The 21,113-nt window shown below is 28.6% G+C and carries 19 protein-coding genes; 18 read left to right on the forward strand and 1 reads right to left on the reverse strand.

Going from position 1 to position 21,113, the window contains the following annotated elements:
- Window positions 1–30: 30 nt before the first annotated feature.
- From H0I29_RS10530 to H0I29_RS10615, 18 genes are all read left to right on the forward strand, one after another.
- Window positions 31–453 carry an adenylyltransferase/cytidyltransferase family protein gene (locus tag H0I29_RS10530; protein ID WP_218752248.1) on the forward strand — a complete coding sequence of 141 codons (423 nt, stop codon included), beginning with the start codon at window positions 31–33 and terminating at the stop codon, window positions 451–453.
- A gap of 78 nt (window positions 454–531) precedes the next feature.
- On the forward strand, window positions 532–1,854 hold the full coding sequence (locus tag H0I29_RS10535; protein ID WP_218752249.1) for a UDP-glucose/GDP-mannose dehydrogenase family protein: 1,323 nt from the start codon (window positions 532–534) through the stop codon (window positions 1,852–1,854).
- Between the two features lie 6 nt (window positions 1,855–1,860).
- Window positions 1,861–2,811 (forward strand): GDP-L-fucose synthase, encoded by a 951-nt coding sequence (locus H0I29_RS10540; protein WP_218752250.1) that lies wholly within the window; start codon window positions 1,861–1,863, stop codon window positions 2,809–2,811.
- 78 nt (window positions 2,812–2,889) lie between these two features.
- Window positions 2,890–4,020, forward strand: a complete 1,131-nt coding sequence (gmd, locus tag H0I29_RS10545; protein WP_218732719.1) for a GDP-mannose 4,6-dehydratase — start codon at window positions 2,890–2,892, stop codon at window positions 4,018–4,020.
- 106 nt (window positions 4,021–4,126) lie between these two features.
- Window positions 4,127–5,602, forward strand: coding sequence for a hypothetical protein (locus tag H0I29_RS10550; RefSeq protein ID WP_218752251.1), 1,476 nt, complete (start codon window positions 4,127–4,129; stop codon window positions 5,600–5,602).
- The gene (locus H0I29_RS18440) at window positions 5,589–6,131 is read left to right on the forward strand and encodes an acyltransferase (RefSeq protein WP_218752252.1); all 543 of its coding nucleotides are present in this window, start codon (window positions 5,589–5,591) and stop codon (window positions 6,129–6,131) included. The genes H0I29_RS10550 and H0I29_RS18440 overlap by 14 nt, the downstream gene beginning before the upstream one ends.
- Before the next feature lie 201 nt (window positions 6,132–6,332).
- Complete coding sequence (locus tag H0I29_RS10560) at window positions 6,333–7,460, forward strand: O-antigen polymerase (RefSeq protein ID WP_218752253.1); 1,128 nt, start codon at window positions 6,333–6,335, stop codon at window positions 7,458–7,460.
- A gap of 8 nt (window positions 7,461–7,468) precedes the next feature.
- On the forward strand, window positions 7,469–8,617 hold the full coding sequence (locus H0I29_RS10565) for a glycosyltransferase (protein WP_218752254.1): 1,149 nt from the start codon (window positions 7,469–7,471) through the stop codon (window positions 8,615–8,617).
- Window positions 8,618–8,716: 99 nt separating this feature from the next.
- A complete protein-coding gene (locus H0I29_RS10570; protein WP_254712611.1) occupies window positions 8,717–9,859 on the forward strand; it encodes a polysaccharide pyruvyl transferase family protein in 1,143 nt (380 codons plus the stop codon).
- Between the two features lie 3 nt (window positions 9,860–9,862).
- Window positions 9,863–10,405, forward strand: a complete 543-nt coding sequence (locus H0I29_RS10575; RefSeq protein WP_218752255.1) for a putative colanic acid biosynthesis acetyltransferase — start codon at window positions 9,863–9,865, stop codon at window positions 10,403–10,405.
- Window positions 10,402–11,319 carry a glycosyltransferase family 2 protein gene (locus H0I29_RS10580; protein ID WP_218752256.1) on the forward strand — a complete coding sequence of 306 codons (918 nt, stop codon included), beginning with the start codon at window positions 10,402–10,404 and terminating at the stop codon, window positions 11,317–11,319. The genes H0I29_RS10575 and H0I29_RS10580 overlap by 4 nt, the downstream gene beginning before the upstream one ends.
- Before the next feature lie 3 nt (window positions 11,320–11,322).
- Window positions 11,323–12,072: a glycosyltransferase family 2 protein gene (locus tag H0I29_RS10585; protein WP_218752258.1), complete on the forward strand. Its 750-nt coding sequence runs from the start codon at window positions 11,323–11,325 to the stop codon at window positions 12,070–12,072.
- 3 nt (window positions 12,073–12,075) lie between these two features.
- Window positions 12,076–12,999 carry an NAD-dependent epimerase/dehydratase family protein gene (locus H0I29_RS10590; RefSeq protein WP_218752260.1) on the forward strand — a complete coding sequence of 308 codons (924 nt, stop codon included), beginning with the start codon at window positions 12,076–12,078 and terminating at the stop codon, window positions 12,997–12,999.
- Window positions 13,000–13,003: 4 nt separating this feature from the next.
- Window positions 13,004–13,978 carry a glycosyltransferase family 4 protein gene (locus tag H0I29_RS10595; RefSeq protein WP_218752261.1) on the forward strand — a complete coding sequence of 325 codons (975 nt, stop codon included), beginning with the start codon at window positions 13,004–13,006 and terminating at the stop codon, window positions 13,976–13,978.
- Window positions 13,968–15,074, forward strand: coding sequence for an aminotransferase class I/II-fold pyridoxal phosphate-dependent enzyme (locus H0I29_RS10600; RefSeq protein ID WP_218752262.1), 1,107 nt, complete (start codon window positions 13,968–13,970; stop codon window positions 15,072–15,074). The genes H0I29_RS10595 and H0I29_RS10600 overlap by 11 nt, the downstream gene beginning before the upstream one ends.
- Window positions 15,075–15,106: 32 nt before the next feature.
- Window positions 15,107–17,020, forward strand: coding sequence for a nucleoside-diphosphate sugar epimerase/dehydratase (locus tag H0I29_RS10605; RefSeq protein ID WP_218752263.1), 1,914 nt, complete (start codon window positions 15,107–15,109; stop codon window positions 17,018–17,020).
- 25 nt (window positions 17,021–17,045) lie between these two features.
- Window positions 17,046–17,810, forward strand: a complete 765-nt coding sequence (locus H0I29_RS10610) for a polysaccharide biosynthesis/export family protein (RefSeq protein ID WP_218752264.1) — start codon at window positions 17,046–17,048, stop codon at window positions 17,808–17,810.
- 3 nt (window positions 17,811–17,813) lie between these two features.
- Window positions 17,814–20,201, forward strand: a complete 2,388-nt coding sequence (locus tag H0I29_RS10615; protein WP_218752265.1) for a polysaccharide biosynthesis tyrosine autokinase — start codon at window positions 17,814–17,816, stop codon at window positions 20,199–20,201.
- Between the two features lie 93 nt (window positions 20,202–20,294).
- Here H0I29_RS10615 and H0I29_RS10620 read toward each other — a convergent pair whose 3' ends face one another.
- Window positions 20,295–21,032 carry a tyrosine-protein phosphatase gene (locus H0I29_RS10620; RefSeq protein ID WP_218732736.1) on the reverse strand — a complete coding sequence of 246 codons (738 nt, stop codon included), beginning with the start codon at window positions 21,030–21,032 and terminating at the stop codon, window positions 20,295–20,297.
- Window positions 21,033–21,113: the final 81 nt, after the last annotated feature.

Raw genomic sequence — 21,113 nt, forward strand, 5'->3', positions numbered from 1 at the left:
GGAATAATTTAATTTATATTTGCAAAATATATGAAAAAACTAATCATAGTATCAGGATATTTTAACCCAATTCATAAAGGACATTTGGAGTATTTTAATAATGCAAAGGCATTGGCAGATGAGTTGTTTGTAATTGTCAATAGTGATCTTCAAAGAGGATTAAAAGGTTCTAAAGAATTTCAAAAAGAAGAAGAGCGTTTATTTATTGTAGAGAACATTAAATCTGTAGATAAAGCGATGATTTCTTTAGATAACGATAGAACTGTTTGTGCTTCTATACGTGCTATTCATGAGAAGTATGGAAAAGAGTATCAAATAGGTTTTGCAAATGGAGGAGATCAAGACAATAACTCTATCCCTGAAGTACCTGTTTGTAAAGAATTAAATATTGACTTGATTGATGGTTTGGGAGATAAAATACAATCATCTTCGTGGTTGTTAAAAAATAATTAGAAAGAAAAACACTTATTTTAAGTGTTTTTTTATGACGATATCTTAAATAAAATTGAATATTAAAAAATAAAAAGAATTATGAATATTGCTGTAGTTGGTTCTGGTTATGTTGGTTTAGTATCTGGTACTTGTTTCGCAGAAATGGGGAACAAAGTTACTTGTGTAGATATAGATCAGAAGAAAATTCAAAAATTAGAGGAAGGAATCATTCCTATTTTTGAACCAGGTTTAGAACAAATGGTTTTAAAGAATGTAAAAAATAAAAATTTATTTTTTACGACGAACCTTGGAGAAGCTATTAGTGATGCAGAAATTGTTTTTATTGCAGTTGGTACGCCAATGGGAGATGATGGTTCTGCAGATTTACAATATGTTTTAGCTGTTGCTAAATCTATTGGTGAAACCATGCAAAAAAGATTAATAGTTGTTGATAAATCTACAGTGCCAATTGGTACAGCAGACAAAGTAAAAGCTACTATTCAGGCAGAGTTAGATAAAAGAGGATCTGATTTAGAGTTTAGCGTAGTATCTAATCCAGAATTTTTAAAAGAAGGAGCAGCTATCGATGATTTTATGAAACCTGATAGAGTAGTTATCGGTGCAGATTCTGACTATGCTTTTGATTTAATGAAGCAATTGTATTCACCTTTCTTTAGAACGCATGATCGTTTTATAACGATGGATATTCGTTCTGCAGAAATGACAAAATATGCTGCAAACACAATGTTGGCTACAAAAATTTCATTTATGAATGAGATTGCTAATATTTGTGAAAGAGTTGGTGCAGACGCAAACATGGTTCGTATAGGTATTGGTTCAGACAAACGTATTGGGTATAGTTTTATATATCCAGGTGCAGGTTATGGTGGTTCTTGTTTTCCTAAAGATGTAAAAGCGTTAAAGAAAATAGCCGAAGAAAACGGATATAAAGCAAACTTAATAGAATCTGTAGAGAATGTAAATGATGCTCAGAAATTAGTAATTGCCAACAAGATTGTAAAACGTTTTGGAGAAGATTTATCAGGTATGACTTTTGGTTTATGGGGATTGGCTTTTAAACCGGGTACAGATGATATGAGGGAAGCACCAGCAATTTATATTGTTAAAGAATTAGAAAAAAGAGGTGCAAAAGTAAAAGCCTATGATCCTAAAGCAATTGAGGAGTCAAAAGAGTTTTACTTAAAAGATGCTAAAAATATAACCTATTGTACTTCTAAATACGAAGTTTTACAAGACTCAGATGCATTAATTTTGTTAACAGAATGGAAAGAATTTCGTTCTCCAGATTTTGTGGAAATTAAGCAACAATTAAAGAATCCGATTATTTTTGATGGTAGAAATCAATACAATGCCTTTAATTTAGAAGAAAAAGGATTTGAGTATTTTCAAATAGGGAAATAAAAAAAGATGAAAAAAGATACTAAAATTTATATTGCAGGCCATAGAGGTATGGTAGGTTCTGCAGTATGGAGAACTTTAGAAAAAAAAGGATACACCAATTTAATAGGAAAATCTAGTAAAGAACTTGATTTAAAAGATCAAGAAGCAGTTCTTGATTTTTATCACACAGAGAAACCAGAAGTTGTGATTGATGCAGCGGCTAAAGTTGGTGGTATTTTAGCGAATAATAATTTTCCATACCAGTTTTTGATGGAGAATATGCAAATTCAAAATAATTTAATTGATAGCGCATTAAAAGTAGGGATTGAAAAATTTATATTTTTAGGTAGTTCTTGTATTTATCCTAAGTTTGCACCGCAACCATTAAAAGAAGAGTATTTGTTAACGGATTCTTTAGAGCCAACAAATGAATGGTATGCAATTGCTAAAATTACTGGTGTAAAAGCATGTCAGGCAATTAGAAAACAATTTCAAAAAGATTATGTAAGCTTAATGCCTACAAATTTATATGGTACACATGATAATTTCGATTTAAAATCTTCTCATGTGTTACCTGCTATGATACGTAAATTTCATGAGGCAAAAATGAATAATAATTCAGATGTTACCTTGTGGGGAAGCGGAACGCCAATGCGTGAGTTTCTGTATGTAGACGATATGGCAGAAGCTGTGGTGTATGCTTTAGAAAATGAATTGCCAGAATACCTATACAATATAGGTACTGGTGAAGATTTGACGATTAAAGAATTGGCAGAAACCATTCAAGAAGTAACAGGGCATGAAGGAACTATTGTTTGGGATGCTGATAAACCAGACGGAACGCCAAGAAAATTGATGGATATTTCTAAAATGCACAACTTAGGTTGGAAGCATCAAATTGATTTAAAACAAGGAATTGAAAAAACCTACACTTGGTTTTTAAAAAATATTGAAAATTTTAAAGAGGTTAAATTGTAAAAGTCGTTTTTCGTCTTTCGTTTGTCGTTTATCGAACAACGAAAATCGAGCAACGAACAACGAACAACGAAAAAAATTATGAATAAAGTAGCATTAATTACAGGAATTACTGGACAAGACGGCTCATATTTAGCTGAGTTATTATTAGAAAAAGGATATATTGTACATGGTATTAAAAGAAGGTCTTCTCTTTTTAATACGAATAGAATTGATCATTTATATCAAGATCCACACGATCCTGATCAAAGGTTAAAATTGCATTATGGAGATTTAACAGACGCAATGAATCTTACGCGTATTATTCAAGAATGTCAACCAGATGAAATTTACAATCTAGGGGCAATGTCTCACGTAGCAGTTTCTTTTGATACTCCAGAATATGTAGGTAATGTTGATGGATTAGGAACTTTAAGAATCTTAGAAGCGGTAAGAATTTTAGGCTTAGAAAAGAAAACAAGAATTTACCAAGCTTCCACTTCAGAATTATATGGAGGTATGCCAGAGAATAAAAATGAAAGAGGTTTCTATGATGAATCTTCTCCATTTTACCCTCGTTCTCCTTATGGAGTAGCAAAAATTTATGGTTTTTGGATTACTAAAAACTATAGAGAAGCCTATAATATGTTTGCTTGTAATGGTATTTTATTTAACCATGAGTCTCCAAGAAGAGGAGAAACTTTTGTAACAAGAAAAATTACCCGTGCGGTTGCAAAAATTGCATTAGGATTACAAGAAAAAGTGTTTTTAGGGAATTTAGAAGCAAAACGTGATTGGGGACATGCAAAAGATTATGTTCGTATGATGTGGATGATTTTACAAGCAGATAAACCAGAAGATTGGGTAATTGCAACAGGTGTTACTACAACTGTAAGAGACTTTGTACGTTTGGCTTTTAGTGAAGTTGGCATAGAAGTAGAATTTAAAGGAGAAGGAGTAGACGAAAAAGCCTATGTTGTAGCTTGTAACCATAAAGATTTTCAAATAGAAATTGGGAAAGAAGTTTTATCTGTAGATCCATCTTACTTCCGTCCAACAGAAGTAGATTTGTTAATTGGTGATCCTTCTAAAGCAAAGAACGAATTAGGTTGGGTACCAGAGCACGATTTAGCCTCTTTAGTAAAAGATATGATGCAAGGTGATGTTGCAATCATGAAAAAAGATGTTGTATTGTTGAAAGCAGGGCATGAAATTTTAAAGCAGGCTGAGTAAAAACAATGAGCTAAACCTCAAATAATCTAACTATAATGTTTTAAAGAAAATTATAGTTAGATTATTTAATTTATTGAATAAGTTATTTTATTTGTCAAAATTAAATATGAATTTTTTTAAAAAAATAGTAAATAAAACATACTTAAAATCTTTAAAATGGGGTACAGGTATTGTTTTATTGACATTTATAAAACAGATATTTCTAATTCCTGTTTTTTTAGTTTTTCTAAGTAAGGAATTATTTGGTTTTTGGTTAGTAGTAAATTCTATAATTCTCGTCATAAGGTCAGTGAGTCTTGGTCAATATAACTATACTTTAAATTTAATAAATATAAAATATCATACGGAGAATAAGGGGTATCTAGATATTCTTTATCAAAAAAGTTTTTCAGCTAATATAATCTTCACTTTTATTCAGGTGCTATTAGGACTGTTCTTTTTTAATGATAATTTGCTTTCTAGTTTGACTCAATTTGATTTAAATTTTATTGAGGTTAATAGTGGAAGTTTAATTTTTATAATGTTAATGTTGGTTAGAATTCCTAATCAGTTTGTTATGTTGTTTTATGTGAGGTTATATGAACCAATAGGAGATATACATAAGTCACTTAAGTATCAAATGTTGAACGTGGGGATAGAAGTGTTTTTTACTCTATTAATTCTGGTATTAACAAGGAATTTATTATATGTTTCTATAGGTTTAGTGATAGTTGTAAATTTATTCAATATTGTTATTATTTCCAAAATCACAAAAGAATTAAACTTGAATTTAAAAATTAGTTTAATCAAGATTAGTGATTTTTTTATAACTATTAAAAATTCATTTCTTTTATCAATTGGATTTGTTATTGAAAAAATATATGAAAATGGATTAAATGCAGTAGTTTCAAAAGCATATTTACCTGAATTTGTTCCATTATTTGGTACTGGTAGAGTTTTATCAAATTCTGCCTTGAAGTTTTCTAATGTAGCTTCTGAACCGTTAATGCCAAATATTCAAAAAAGTTTCGCTTTAAATGATGTAAAGTCGATAAATAACTTTTTTTTTAAGTATTGGAGAATTACAAGTAACTTCTCTATTGTTTTTATTGTCGTATTAATTCCTTTTTTGGAAAAGTTATTTAATATTTGGACCAAAAATAAATTAGAATTTAATTTAATTTTAATAGTATCTCTTTTAGCGTCTATGTTATTACAAAATTATTCTATGATTCTTAATCAATTTATAAGAAGAACTAATAATTCTAAACTGTTAATTTATTATAATTTAATTAAAGTCTCTCTAACCTTATTATGTTTGTTTTTATTTGGAAAAAATTTATTTGTTTGGGGGCTGGGAGTTTCACTTTTAATTGGAGAATTTATATCATGTATTTTTTTAGTACTAAGTTTTAAAAAGAGTTTATTTATTGGAAATATAAAGGAGGTATTTACTTTTTTTTTACTTTTAACAATTATGTCAATAATATTAATAATTTACTCTTTTAATCAAAACTTTTTACTGTTAGTTTTAAGTGCTCTTTTAATTATATTTCTAATGAATTTTAAATTTATAAAAAAAAAATACAATGATTATCTTTAAAGTTGTTTTATTGTTTAATGCCATAGTTAGAAGATGTTTAAATATTTTAACTACTTTTTATTGGAGTTTGTTTTTGAATGAGTTTGGAGCTGGATCTAAAATTTACAAAGGATCATTTTTTAGAATGCCTAAGGATGTTTCAATTGGAAGACAATGCTTAATCCAATTTAATGTTAGATTTGGATCTGAGATACCTAATTCAAAATTAGATATTAAAGATAATGTACAAATTAATTCAGATGTTTTTATTGATTATTCTGGAGGTTTAATAATAGAAAATAACGTTGTGATATCTAAAGGAGGTTATATCTTAACACATTCACATGGTTATGACCCTAAATCTAAACCGGTTAAAAAATCTCTTATTATTAAAAAAGGTGTTTGGATTGGTGCTAACGTTACTATTTGTGAAAATGTTTCAGAAATAGGTGAAAATGCTATTATAGCAACTGGTTCAATATTAACAAAGAATGTACCTAGTAATTCAATTTTTGGAGGTAACCCAGCAAAATTTATAAAGTCTATTTAATACCTTATGTCTGAACTGTTACTTAGTATAATTTGGTTTTCATTTTTATATCTTGGAACCTTTCTTCTTTTTAAGAAGAAAAATTTATTTCACCCAGTTAGGTTTATTTCTTTATTATATATAATTAGAAATGTTTTTTACTTATTAGTTGTATATTTTGATGAAGAAAAGTTTCCTGAAAGAATATTAGTGTTCTTAAAAATGGATTTAAACGCAGCTGTTGTTGAGTATACTTATGTTCAAACTATAGCTTTTATATGTTTAGTAATTGGTATTTCATTTTTTAGAGATAAAAAAACACCCAGTAAGATTAGTAAGTTTTATAATTATTTTGCTGTTGTTAAGACTGCTAATGTTTGTTTTACTCTTGGTCTTTTAGGTTATTTATACTTTTTGATCTCTATTGGAGGTATCAATTTTTTACTTTCAAATTTAACGAATAGAGTCGAGTTACAGAGTGGACAATATTCATTAATTTTTATGAAATTGATGCCTATTGCTGTTATTTTTAGAATTAAAGCTTACTCTTTGAGTCCTAGTAAAAGAAATAGATTGTTTTTTTTAGTGTTTTTTATTATAACAGCATTGGCTTCATCTAGCTTAGGTGGAAGAAAAAATACAATTTTTTTAATATTGATGTGTTTAATTTCTTACCATTTTTTAATTAAAAATTTCACTTTTAAAAACTTAAAACTTACACGGTTATTACCTGTAATCCTTATAGTTAGTTTTTATGTTTTTCTTATCCCCGCTATAAGAGCTCCAGATGGTTTTAACAAGTTGTTAAATGGAGAGATTGATGTGATAGAAGAAGTGGAACTTGGCGATTTAATTAGTAAGTTTTCGTATACATATATAGATATATTTTGTGCGAACCATTATAATAAAGATAATATATGGTATTTTTCAAGCTTGTTAACAATACCTTATAATTTAGATATTTCAAAATCAAATACACTTAGACCCCCTATAGATGAAGGAGTTTATTTTTATAATATTGCTATGCAAAATTCAGAATATGCACCACCTACAACAAGGTCTAAGATGGATTTGGTTTCTTTGCCTATTGAAAACTTTGGTTTTGGTTATGCTAATTTCTTAATTCCAGGTATTATTCTTGCTTTTTTTATGTTAGGTATTGTATATAAATGGGCATATAATTTATTTATAAATTCAGGAAAAAATCCAATAATACTTTTTTTGTATATGGATGTCTTATTTAATTTTAATTTTAGTAGTTTAAGAATTATTAATTTAATTAGTTTATTAATTAATTTATCTGTAGTATTTTTAATTTATAGATTTTTGTTAATAAATAAAAAAGTTTAAAACAAATTATGAAAATCAACCATATTATTTCTTCCATAGATAAATCTTCTGGAGGTCCGGCAAGAAGTGTAACGCATTTGATAGATTCTGTTTTAAGAAATAGTAATGAAATAGAGATTATTTTAAATACATTAGAATCTAATAATCCTATTATTACAAAATTTGATTCAACAAAAGGAAGTTTATATTTTAATAAAAAAGGATTATTAAAGTATTCAAGACCATTGGATGTTAAGTTAATTGATTCAGATTCAGATTTATTCCATGGCCATGGGATTTGGCAGTTACCAGTATATCAAATGGCAAAGATTGCACGTAAATTAAATAAGCCATATATTATAACTCCAAGAGGTATGTTGGAGCCTTGGTCATTAACGCAAGGACAATTAAAAAAGAAAATTGCTTTAAAAACGTTTCAAACTAACGATTTAGAAAAAGCTTCATGTATTCATGCCACTGCTCAGATGGAAGTAGAAAGTATTCGTAATTTAGGTTTTATAAATCCTATTGCTATGATCCCTAACGGAGTTAATATAGATGAGTTTCCTGCTTCTTTTCCTGAAAAATCAAATACTCCAAAGAAGATTCTTTTTCTTTCTAGAATTCATATTAAAAAGGGAATCGAAAATCTAATTGAAGCATGGGGTTTAATAGATAATAATCTAAAAGAAAATTGGAAAATTGAAATAGTTGGTAATGGTGACGAAAACTATATAAAAACATTAAAAGAGAAAATAATCTCTGAAAACTTAACGTTAGAGATTGAAATTAAAAAACCTGTTTTTGGAGCCGATAAAATTAAATTATTTAGAGAAGCAAGTTTATTTGTTTTACCTACTTTTAGTGAGAATTTTGGGATTGTGATTGCAGAAGCCTTAGCGAGTTATACTCCTGTAATAACAACTAAAGGTACTCCTTGGGAAGATTTAAGTAAAAATAACAGTGGTTGGTGGATAGATGTTGGTACAGAGCCGTTAAAAATCGCTTTAGAGGAAGCTTTAAATACAAAGGAAGAAACCTTGTTTAAAATGGGGATAAATGGAAGAGGGTTAATAGAGAATAAGTATTCAATGGATTCTGTAGGTAATCAAATGATAGAATTATATAATTGGATTTTGTTGAAAGAAGATAAACCAAGTTTTGTTGATATAGTTTAAGAATTAAATTTATTATCTAATAAAAAACAATAAAAAATTACTCGTAAATAAACAGTTAATCTAATTTTAGTAAAAGATCAGTATATAAAACAATAAATTATGAAAAAAATAGGTATAATAACAATTTTACATGTTAATAATTATGGAGCAGAGCTTCAAGCTTTTTCTTTACAACACAAGTTGCAAGAAATGGGGTATGATTCAGAAATAATAAATTACCTTTTTTATAAGAACCCTGATTTTAAAGGGACAAAAATGTCTGAACCATTTATTAAACTAAGTCCTAAGCAAAAAGCGAAGGAGTTTTTATATCCTTATTTTAAAAAAATAAATACATTACCTTATAAAAAACAAAAAGATAATAGGGATAAAAAATTTAATGATTTTCATAAAGAGTATACGAAACAAACAAAACCAATAACAACAATAGACGAATTATATGCCTCTAAGTTTGATTATGATATTTATATTGTAGGAAGTGATCAAGTATGGAATCCTGGTACAAATACAAATACCGAACCTTACTTTTTAACTTTTGCGCCTAAAGATAAATTAAAAATAGCATACGCATCTAGTTTTGGTGTAGATCAAATTGCGCCTATTTACCATAATAAATATAAAGATTTATTAAATAATATTGACTGTATTGGTGTTAGAGAACAATCTGGAGTAAATATTGTAGATGATTTAACTGATAAAAAAGGTACATTAGTTTTAGACCCTACTTTTTTATTAAATAAAGAAGAATGGCTAAAATTTTCTGTTGAAACAGAATTAACAAAGCCATATTTATTAATGTATGTTTTAACAGATTCAGATTATATGACTAATTTGGCTAATACAATAGCAAAAGAAAAAGGTCTTCAAATAGTTAGAATTTGTAAAAATGCATTTGTAGAAGATAAAACAGAAGGTGTTATTAATATTATAGATGCGGGCCCTAAAGAATACTTAGGTTTGTTTGCAAAAGCAAGTTTTGTTTTAACAACATCTTTTCATGGTACTTGTTTTTCTCTAAATTTTAATATCCCATTTTATACAATTTTAAAGAAAAATAAAATAAACAATTCAAGACAAATAGATTTATTAAAATATTTAGGTATAGGAGAAAGAATTTTATTTGTTGGAGATGAAATAAATGATTTATCTAAATTAGATATCAATTATATTCCTGTAAATGAAAAATTAGAACTTAAAAAAGAAGTTTCTTTAAAATTTTTAACAGAATCTTTAAAAAAATAAAAAGTGAAATACGAAAAGTATCAAAATAATATAAGTATTAAAAATAAAGTATTAAGGCTAATTTGGAATCTAGTTTGGTGGTTGTTTTTTAGACCATTTTCTCTTCCTTTTTTTAATAGATGGAGAATTTTTTTATTAAGACTTTTTGGAGCAAAAATTGGTAAAGGATGTAAAGTACATGCATCTGTTAAATTCTGGGCACCTTGGAATTTAGAAATGGGAGATTTGGTTGCTTTTGGTTTTGACGCACTATGCTATAATCCAGGGAAAATTATAATTGGTAGTAAAGTTTCTATTTCGCAAAGAGCACATTTATGTAGTGCTTCTCATGATATTACAGATGAAAAAAACCCATTAATTACTGCTCCAATCATTATAGAAGACAGAGCTTGGGTTGCAACGGATACTTTTATAAGTATGGGGGTTACCATAAAAAAAGGAGGGGTTGTTGGAGCAAAAGCGGCAGTGTTTAAAGATGTAGAATCTTGGACTGTTGTTGGAGGTAACCCCGCTAAATTTTTAAAGAAAAGAGAAATAATAAAATGAAACCAGACTTAACTGTAATAATTTTAACTTATAATGAAGAAATGCACCTAAATAGGTGTTTAGAATCTCTAAAAACAGTTTGTAAAGAAATTGTTATTGTTGACTCTTTTTCAAATGACAGAACAGAAGAAATTGCTAAAGAATATGGTGCCAGATTTTATCAAAATAAGTGGATAAATTATGCAACGCAATTTAATTGGGCAATTAAAAATACAGAGATAAATACAGATTGGGTTATAAGAGTAGATGCAGATGAATATATTGATAAAGAATTACAGACTAATCTTTTAAATAAATTACCTCACTTTAATAAAGAAGTAATTGGTCTTAGAATTAAACGCATGATGTGTTTTTTTGACAAACCACTTAAAAAAGGAGGAATGTATCCTATTTGGCATCTAAAGATTTGGCGCAACAAAACTGCAATTTGTGAGCAGAGATGGATGGATGAAAGAATGGTTTCTATTATAGACGGAGAAATTGAAAGTTTAGACGGTAATTTAATTGATAATAATTTAAATAAAATTACTTGGTGGACAGAAAAGCATAATAACTATGCTACAAGAGAAGCAATAGATGTTTTAGATAAAATATATAATTTCACTAATAATAAATTGGCAAGTGCAAGTTTGTTTGGTACTTCCGAAGAAAGAAGAAGATGGTTAAAAATGCGTTATTTAAAAATGCCTTTGTTTATAAGACCTTTTCTCTTTTTTTTTATTAGATATTTTTTACAAGGTGGTATTTTAGAAGGTAAAAGAGGTTTTATTTGGTCTGTTTTACAGTGTTTTTGGTATCGATTTTTAGTTGATGTTAAAATATATGAAGCCTATAAATATGCCGGTAAGGATAAAGAAAAATTGATAGAATATTTTAATGAAGAATATGGATATAATATTACTAAAGTCTCTTAAATCATGAAAATATCTATAATTACAGTCTGTTACAATAGTGCTAAAACAATTGAAAAGACTTTTAAATCTGTACAAAGTCAAACGTATAATAATATAGAATATATTGTTGTAGATGGAGGTTCTAAAGACACTACATTAGATATTGTACAAAAATATAAAGAACTAGTATCGCAATCTGTTTCTGAACCAGACAAAGGTTTGTATGATGCCATGAACAAAGGAATTAAAATGGCTACTGGAGATTTGGTAGGTATTTTAAATTCTGATGATATTTTTACAGATGACCATGTGTTAGAAAATATAGCCAATTTTCATTTACAAAATAAAGAAATAGATGCTTCTGTAGGTAATATTTTACAATTTAATGAAGAAGGAAAAACAGTAAGAAAATATTCTGCTAAAAATTGGAATCCAGAGAAGCTAAAAATTGGTTTTATGCCAGCGCATCCAGCGATATTTTTTAAAAGAGATTTGTTTAAAAAATATGGGCTTTACCATTTAGATTTTACGATTGGTGCAGATTATGAATTAATTACTCGATTTTTCTTACAACATAAGATCACTTGGAAATTTTCTGATATTACCACTACATCTATGTTAATTGGAGGTGTAAGTAGTTCTGGTTTTAGTAGTTATCAATTAATTTCAAAAGAAATTAAAAAAGCATTGACTAGAAACAATATAAAATTTAGTTATTTAAAAGTACAGTTAAGAGGTTTCTGGAAAATAATAGGGTTTTTAAATAAAAAGTAATTGATGAACAGTAACTTACATATCATTACAGGAAATAAAGGTTTTGTTGGGCTTAATTTGATAGACTATTTTAAGAGACAGAAAAAAGAAACTGTTGGTGTATCTAGAACACCAAAGAACGAAGAGCTTAGTTATGAAACTTTAAGTTTAGAGCAACTTAACCAAGCTAAGAGTTTTATTCATTTAGCAGGGAAAGCCCACGATTTAAAAAAAACATCTGAAGACAAAGAATATTTTGAGGTAAACACAGAATTGACTAAAACACTTTTCAATCAATTTTTACAAAGTGATTGTGAGGTATTTATATACATGAGTTCTGTAAAAGCTGCTGCAGACGAAGTAGAAGGTCTTTTAACCGAAGAATTAAAGCCAAACCCAGTTACGGTGTATGGAAAATCTAAATTAGCCGCAGAAACATATATTTTAGCACAAGAAATTCCTTACAACAAAAGAGTGTATATTTTAAGACCTTGTATGATTCATGGTCCTAATAATAAAGGAAATTTAAATTTACTGTACACTTTTGTCTCTAAAGGAATTCCGTATCCTTTTGGTAAATATGAAAATGCAAGATCTTTTGTTTCTGTAGAAAATTTATGTTTTATAATTAATGAATTGATAGAGAATACAAGTGCACCATCTGGTATTTATAATGTGGCTGATGACACTTCTTTATCTACAACAGCTTTGGTTAAAATTATAGGGGATGTCATAGAGAAACCTGCTAAGGTTTTAAATATTCCAAAGTTTTTTGTAGAGGTTTTAGCAAAAGTAGGAGATGTATTGCCATTACCTGTTAACACTGAAAGGCTACAGAAATTGACAGAAAATTACGAAGTATCTAATGTAAAGATCAAAAAAACGCTTCAAAAAGAATTACCTTTATCAGTAGAAGAAGGAATCAAAAAAACAATAGCATCATTTTAAGTTTATGGAGAAGAATTTAATCGTTTTATGTATATTAATTGTAGCCTCTTTTGTGTATTTAAAGTTGGCTAATAAATTTAATATTGTAGACAAACCTAATGAAAGAAGTTCGCATACGAAAGTAACAATACGTGGAGGGGGAATTATTTTTCCGATTGCAATTTTATTATTCTTCTTTTTGAATGATTTTCAATATCCCTTTTTTGTTTTAGGATTGTTTTTAATTTCTTTTGTTAGTTTTTTAGATGACATCTACACGTTAAGTTCAAGAGTTCGGTTTCCTTTTCAAATAATTGCTATATCCTTAATATTATTTCAAGCAGCGTTCCCTGTTTTTCCATTGTATTATTCAGTACTTTGTTTAGTGTTGGGGGTTGCAGTAATTAATATGTTCAATTTTATGGACGGTATTAACGGCATTACAGGCATGTATAGTTTGGCTGTATTATCTGGTATGTATTTTATCAACTTAAAAGAGGCCATCGTTCATACAGATTTAATTGTATTTTCTGGTTTGTCTCTTCTGGTTTTTGGTTTTTATAATTTCAGAAAAAAAGCACTTTTTTTTGCAGGAGATATTGGGAGTATCGCCATAGGGATGTTGCTCTTTTTTATCGGATTTTTATTTGTTTTAAAATTACAATCTCCAATATTTTTATTGTTAATTTTAGTGTATGGAGTAGATACAGCTCTTACAATGCTATATAGAATTGTCTATACGAAGGAAAGTGTTTTAGATCCTCATAGGCACCATGTGTATCAAAAATTGGTTGATGTATCTAAAATATCACATTTAAAAGTTTCTATGGGTTATGCAGTACTTCAGTTAGTTGTAAATTTTACCATCCTTAAAACATATAAATTAGAGTTGTCAACTCAATTAATAGTATTTTTTGGTGTGATTGTACTTTTTATTATACTTTATATTTTCCTTTTTAGATTGCTTGCTAAAAAAGCAAAAATGAACAATGCAACATAAAATTCCTTTATCTGAGTCTCATATAGATATTGATTTAAAAACTTCTTTTTCATCAATAGATATTGATGTTGTTGCAGAATTTGAAAAATCTTTAGAAAAGTATTATGATTATAAGAAAAGTGTTTTAGCAGTAAATTCTGGAACTTCTGCCATTCATTTGGCATTAGTTTTAAGTGGTGTAGAAAAAGGAGATGAGGTTTTATGTCAATCGTTAACTTATGTTGCTACTATAAACCCAATTATTTACCAAAATGCAACTCCTATTTTTATCGATAGTGAGCAGGATACTTGGAATATGTGTCCTATTCAATTAGAGCGGGCTATAAAAGATAGAACTTTAAAAGGGAAAAAGCCAAAGGCAATTGTTTTTGTCCATTTGTATGGTATGCCAGCAAAAATCGATGAAATAGTTGCTATTTCTCGTAAATACAATATCATCTTAATTGAAGATGCTGCCGAAGCTTTGGGAGCAGAGTACAAAGGGAAGAAATGTGGTGCTTTTGGAGATTTTGGAATTCTTTCTTTTAATAATAATAAGATTGTTTCTACTTTAGGAGGCGGAGCATTAATTTGCAATACAGAAATTGAAAAAGAAAAAGCCTTTTTTTATGCCACACAAGCTAAGGAAAATGAAAGGCATTATGAACACAAAGTAATAGGGTATAACTACAGAATGAACTCTTTAGGTGCCCTTATTGGAATTACCCAACTTAAAAAGCTGAAAACATACCTGAAAAAAAGACGTATAATTAATGATTTTTATAAAGAATCTTTTAAGAACTTTTCAGGAGTATTTTTCTTAAAAGAGCCTTCAGCATCAATTGTGTCTAATCATTGGCTGAGCTGTATTCTTTTAGAAGTTGAAGAGGTTGCTGTTACAAAGCATAAGCTGTTGGATGTACTTAAGAAAAACAATATTGAAATTCGCTTTTTATGGAAGCCGATGCACTTACAGCCTGTTTTTAAAGAGTATCCGTACTATGGTGGTGAAATTGCAGAAAATTTATTTCAAAAAGGAATCTGCCTTCCATCTGGATCTACTCTCATAAAAAATGATTTAATCAGAATCTCAGAATGCATTAAGAAATTTTTGTAGATTTGTAAAAAAAAAAACTAGAAAATTAAAAAATGATAAGAACCTTTTTTCTTCGAACCTTAAATAAATATGCATCTAAATGGCTAGTTTTATTGATAGACTTGTCTTTAGTTTTTATCGCTTTTTTTATTGCCTATTTTATACGTTTTAATGTAAGCTTTAATTTTAACATCTCAAATTTATTAAATCAAATACCTTATGTTTTAGGTTTTGCTTTCATCAGTTTTTTAACTGTAGGTTCCTACAAAGGGATTATCAGGCATACAGGAGTTCGAGATGCTTTTAATGTATTTATTGCAAGTTCATTAGTCTGTTTGTTGTTGCTGTTGGCGGTTACCTTTAATGTTTTTTTTAAAGTCATAGATTCTTTTTACATCCCCAAATCCATTATTATTATCCATTATCTTGTAACCACTTTAGTACTTATTTTAAGTAGGTTTATCTTTAAAGCTTTTTATGAAGTCTTATCTACTGAGATAGAAACCATTCATAATGTTTTGATTTATGGAGCAGGTGATTCAGGTATTATAGCCCTAAATGCGTTAAATAGAGATAAAAAAAACAATTATGATGTTATCGGTTTTATAGACGACAATAAAAATAAAATAGGAAAGAAAATTGATCGAGTATTGATCTTTAATTCTAATGTAATTAATAAAAAATTTATAGAAAAGCATTCCGTTGATCAAGTGATTATTTCGATCCAGAATATCAAGCCAAATCGATTATTATCAATTACTGATAAATTTATAAACCTAGATATTGATGTAAAAATAGTACCTCCTTTATCTAAATGGATAGATGGAGACTTAAACGCCAATCAAATTAGACAAATTAAAATCGAGGATTTATTAGATAGAGCACCTATTATTATTGATAATCCGATTGTACAAAGAGAGGTGAATAATAAAGTGGTATTGGTTTCTGGTGCTGCGGGTTCTATAGGAAGTGAGATTTCTAGACAATTAAGTTTATACAATTGTAAATTAATAGTGCTTATAGATCAGGCAGAGTCTCCTTTGTATGATTTGCAACAGGAGTTAATTCAGAAAGGAGTCACTAATTTTGTAGCCATTGTTTCTGATGTAAGAGACCGGTTTAAAGTAGAACGTATCTTTAAAAAATACAAACCTCAAAGGGTTTTTCATGCAGCAGCATATAAACACGTTCCTTTAATGGAAAAATCGCCATATGAAGCCATTAAAGTAAATGTGTTAGGTACTAAAAACTTAGCAGATTTGTCCAATGAATATGGTATAGAAAGGTTTGTAATGGTTTCTACCGATAAAGCGGTAAACCCCACCAATGTAATGGGGGCTTCTAAACGGATTGCAGAATTGTATATTAGTTGTGTAAGTAAGAAATCTAAAAAAACAAAGTTTACCATTACACGATTCGGTAATGTTTTAGGCTCTAATGGGTCGGTAATTCCTTTATTTAAAAGACAAATTGAAAATGGAGGGCCTTTAACCGTAACACATAAGAAAATTACGCGATATTTTATGACCATACCTGAAGCGTGTAGCTTAGTTTTAGAAGCAGGTACGATGGGGAAAGGTGGAGAAATATACATTTTTGATATGGGGAAATCTGTGAAGATTTTTGAAATTGCAAAAAGGATGATTTATTTATCTGGTTTGCGATATCCAGAAGATATTGATATCAAAATTACAGGTTTAAGACCAGGAGAAAAATTATATGAAGAGTTATTAGCAGATGGAGAGAACACTACAAAGACCTACCATGATAAAATAATGATTGCAAAAACGCAAAAGTTAGACAACTCAATTGTTAAAATTAAAATAGACGATTTATCTCTTAATTTTGACAAGTTAAACAATAGTGAATTGGTTGCATTAATGAAGACGTTAGTTCCTGAGTATGTTTCTAACAACTCGGAATTTGAGATATTAGATGTTAAGCTTAAAGAAGTTAAAATAAAATAGTATTTTCGCAAAAAAAAAAGTACAAATGATTAGAATTAGAACGATTCTCTTTTTGTTAGTGATTGTAATGTCATCTTGTGTATCAAATAAGGATATTGCGTATTTTCAATTTGATGAGATTGAACAAGCTAAAGTGAGTAATAATTTTGAAACAATTTTTAAACCGGATGATTTATTACAGATAACTATTTCATCAGTAGATGTTGAGGCAGCTATGCCTTTTAATTTACCAGCAGTATCTTTTGGTACAACAGGTTTAGCTACAGGAACCCCTAAACAACAGACGTACTTAATAGATAGTAAAGGTGAAATAGATTTCCCAATTTTAGGAAAGTTGAAATTAGGAGGGCTTTCAAGGGAATCTGCTTTAGAGTTATTTAAAGAAAAATTATCTCCAGATTATATTACCAACCCAACTATTAACATTAGCATTGCGAATTTTAAAGTAACAGTATATGGAGATGTGAAAAACCCAGGCACTTTTACGATTCCCAATGAAAGAGTAAGCATCTTAGATGCTATAGGTTTGGCAGGGGATTTAAATATCTCAGGAAAAAGAGACAATGTGTTGGTGATTAGAGAAGAAAATAATAAAAAAGAGAAATATAGGGTGAATTTATTATCTAATAAAACCCTAACCTCTCCTGTGTTTTATCTACAACAAAATGATGTAGTTTATGTAGAACATAATAAGGCAAGAATCCAATCTGCTTCCTCCAATTCGAATACAACCTTAATTATTTCCGTTACTAGTTTGATTATTACTTTAGTATCTATTTTAACAAGATAAAAAATGCAAGAACATAAAGAAAATACTGTTTTTAATGGAAACTCTGATATTTTAAATATTAGAGAGGAGCTGGAAAAATATCTGTTTCATTGGAAGTGGTTTGTTTTAAGTCTAATTGTAGCGTTTGTCATTTCTTTTCTGTACTTAAGATATAGTACACCCCAATATACAGCTACTACTTCGATTATGATAAAAGATAACCAAAAGTCTGGAATATCAAAAGAATTAGAAGCTTTTAAAGATATGGGAATTGTTGGTGGCGGTTCATCGAATAATACGGATAATGAAATTGAGATTCTAAAGTCTCGTAAAATTATTGGAGCAGTAGTAGATACATTAAATTTATCAATTCTTTATTTTCAAGAGGGGAGAGTTAAAATAACTGAAATTTATAGTCAAAATCCAATTCAAATAATATTTACTGAAAGTAAAGAATCGTTGATAAAAGTTAAAAAAGATACATCTTTTACAATTAATATCATTTCAGAGAATAAATTTGAATTAAAAGATATTGAAGACAACTTTATTTCAGAACATAACTTTGATGAAATTTTAACTTACGGTGTAGGGAATTATAAAGTTATTAAAACGAACAATTTTGATTTTAGAAATGAAAATAAAATTTATGTTACTATTTTAAAAAGAAGTAAAACAATAGACAGTTATAAGTCTGCTGTTAATATTAATACGGTTAATAAAAATTCAAGTGTTTTATCTTTATCATTAACATACCCAATTAAAGAAAAAGCAGAAGATTTTTTAAATGAATTAGTAACACAATACAACAGGGATGCAATCAAAGATAAAAATGAAGTTTCTCAAAAAACGAAAGCCTTTATTGATGAACGATTATCGGCTATTGGGAAAGATTTAAATTCGATTCAAGATCGCGTAAAGAATTTTAAAACAGATAATAAGATTACAGGCCTTTCCACTGAAGGAGAATTAGCTTTAAAAAATGCTTCTTTAAATAATGAAAAACTGATTGCTATAAAAACTCAATTGACTATTGCTGAAGGGGTTTTGAACAATATTAAAGAGCAGTCGAATCGAGATGAAACCTTACCTCAAAACTTAGGTTTTTCTGAAGGAGGGATTTCTGAAGCAATTAAAGCGTATAATGAATTAGTGGTTTATAAGAATCGTTTAAGTGTTAATGCAGGAGATAAGAGTCCACAAATAATACAATATCAAAAAGAAATCAATTCTTTAAAAATTAATTTAAGAAATAGTATTTCAAATTTAATTGCTTCATTAGAGACACAATATAGTCAACTTAATCGTGAAGCTAATAAAATAAATTCGAAGGTATCTGCAATTCCTATTTTAGAAAGAGGGTATATAAATATTGGTAGAGAACAAGAAATAATCTCTGGGTTGTACTCTTATCTATTAAAGAAAAAGGAAGAAACAGCAATTTCTTTGGCGGTTACGGTGCCAAATGCTAAAATTATTGATGTTGCTTATAGTAATGGGATTCCGGTTTCTCCAAAAAGAAAAGTTATTTTTCTAGTATCGTTGTTGATGGGTGCAATTATACCTTTTATGATTATATATATTCAAAATTTATTAGATACTAAAATTCATACTCGAAAAGATATCGAAGAATTAACTACGGTGCCTTTTATTGGAGACGTACCACATTCTGAAACTAATGAGAAAGTTGTTATTGGAAACGATGCAAGAACAAGTACAGCAGAGGCTTTTCGTTTGATAAGAACCAATTTAGATTTTATGTTGCCTACTAAAGAAGGTAATGAAGGCAAAACAATTTTTATTACTTCCACTACCAGTGGTGAAGGGAAATCTTTTATCTCTATTAATCTTGCAGCGGCACTTTCGCTTTCTAATAAAAAGGTATTATTAATAGGTTTGGACCTTAGAGCTCCTAAAGTTACAGAATATTTAGGGATACCAGAACGCAAAGGAATTACCAATTTTATTACAAATGAAAAAATTGTTTTAGATGATATCAAGTTTTCTATTCCAGAAATTAAAGGATTAGATATTATTGCATCTGGTGTTATTCCGCCAAACCCTGCTGAATTATTATTGCATTCTAAGGTAAAAGATTTATTTGAAGAGGTTAAAAATGACTATGATTATATTATTGTAGATACTGCTCCTGTAAATTTAGTAACAGATACCTTATTGGTCTCTAAGTATGCAGATATGTTCTTATATGTTTCTAGAGCTAATTATTTAGACAAACGCATGTTAAATGTTGCGCAGACGTTGTATAATGAAAAGAAGTTACCAAATATGGCTATTGTTTTAAATGACACAGACATGACAAGAGGTTATGGCTATGGTTACGGATATGGTTACGGTTATGGAAACGCTTATGTAGAAACCGTTAAAAAACCTTGGTATAAAAGAATTTTAAGCTAAAAAAGTTGTCTGATTTTGTCATACTGAATTAAAATTTTAATAATAATCTATATATAGATTCACAAAAAAAGCATCCAATTGGATGCTTTTTTATTATATGAATTTTTTATTGTTACTTAAGAGATGCTTAATTTTTTCTAAATTCTTTTTAGTTCCTATCTTTTTTAGAAGTTCTAAATGGTTCTTATGATGTGTATCGGTACCAACAAAATCATATAAATTTTCTTTTAATATTTTTTCACATACTTTTTGCACTCCTTTTCCATATTGCTCTGTAAGGGATAATAAATTTAACTGAAACAAACAACCTGCTTTTTTTAATTTATAATAATGGGTAAAGTCATTGTGAAGAAAACTATAGCGCTCAGGGTGCGCTAAAACGGGTTTGTATCCTTTAACTTGTATTTCAAAGAGAATTTCATAAAGATTAATTGGCGCACTGAAATAAGACATTTCTACCAAAACATAATTGTCTTTTAATGTAAGAATGTCATTCTTTTCTAATAATTCAGAAAACTGTTCATCCATCATGTATTCTGCAGCTGCTTGTATGTAAACATCTGTAATATTTCTTCTTTGTAACTCTTCTTGTACTTCTCTAAGTTTGTCTTTTATAGTATCCGAAGAGTTTTGATAAAGATCTCCCAACACATGAGGTGTTGTGATGATGTTTTTAATACCATAAGATCGCATCTTATTTATTAATGCTATAGAGGTTTCTATATTTTTTGCTCCATCATCAATTCCTGGCAGTAAATGTGAATGGATATCTATAAAGCCATCTGGAAAAAAATCGATTAAAGGAATTTCTTTCTTTTTAAAAAAGATCATATCATTATTTTAGAACAAATTTACAATAATTTAACGTGTTTCATAAATGTTATACTCAATCAAAATAAAATATTTAATACG

The organism is Polaribacter sp. R2A056_3_33 (assembly GCF_019278485.1).
Classification (GTDB): Bacteria; Bacteroidota; Bacteroidia; order Flavobacteriales; family Flavobacteriaceae; genus Polaribacter.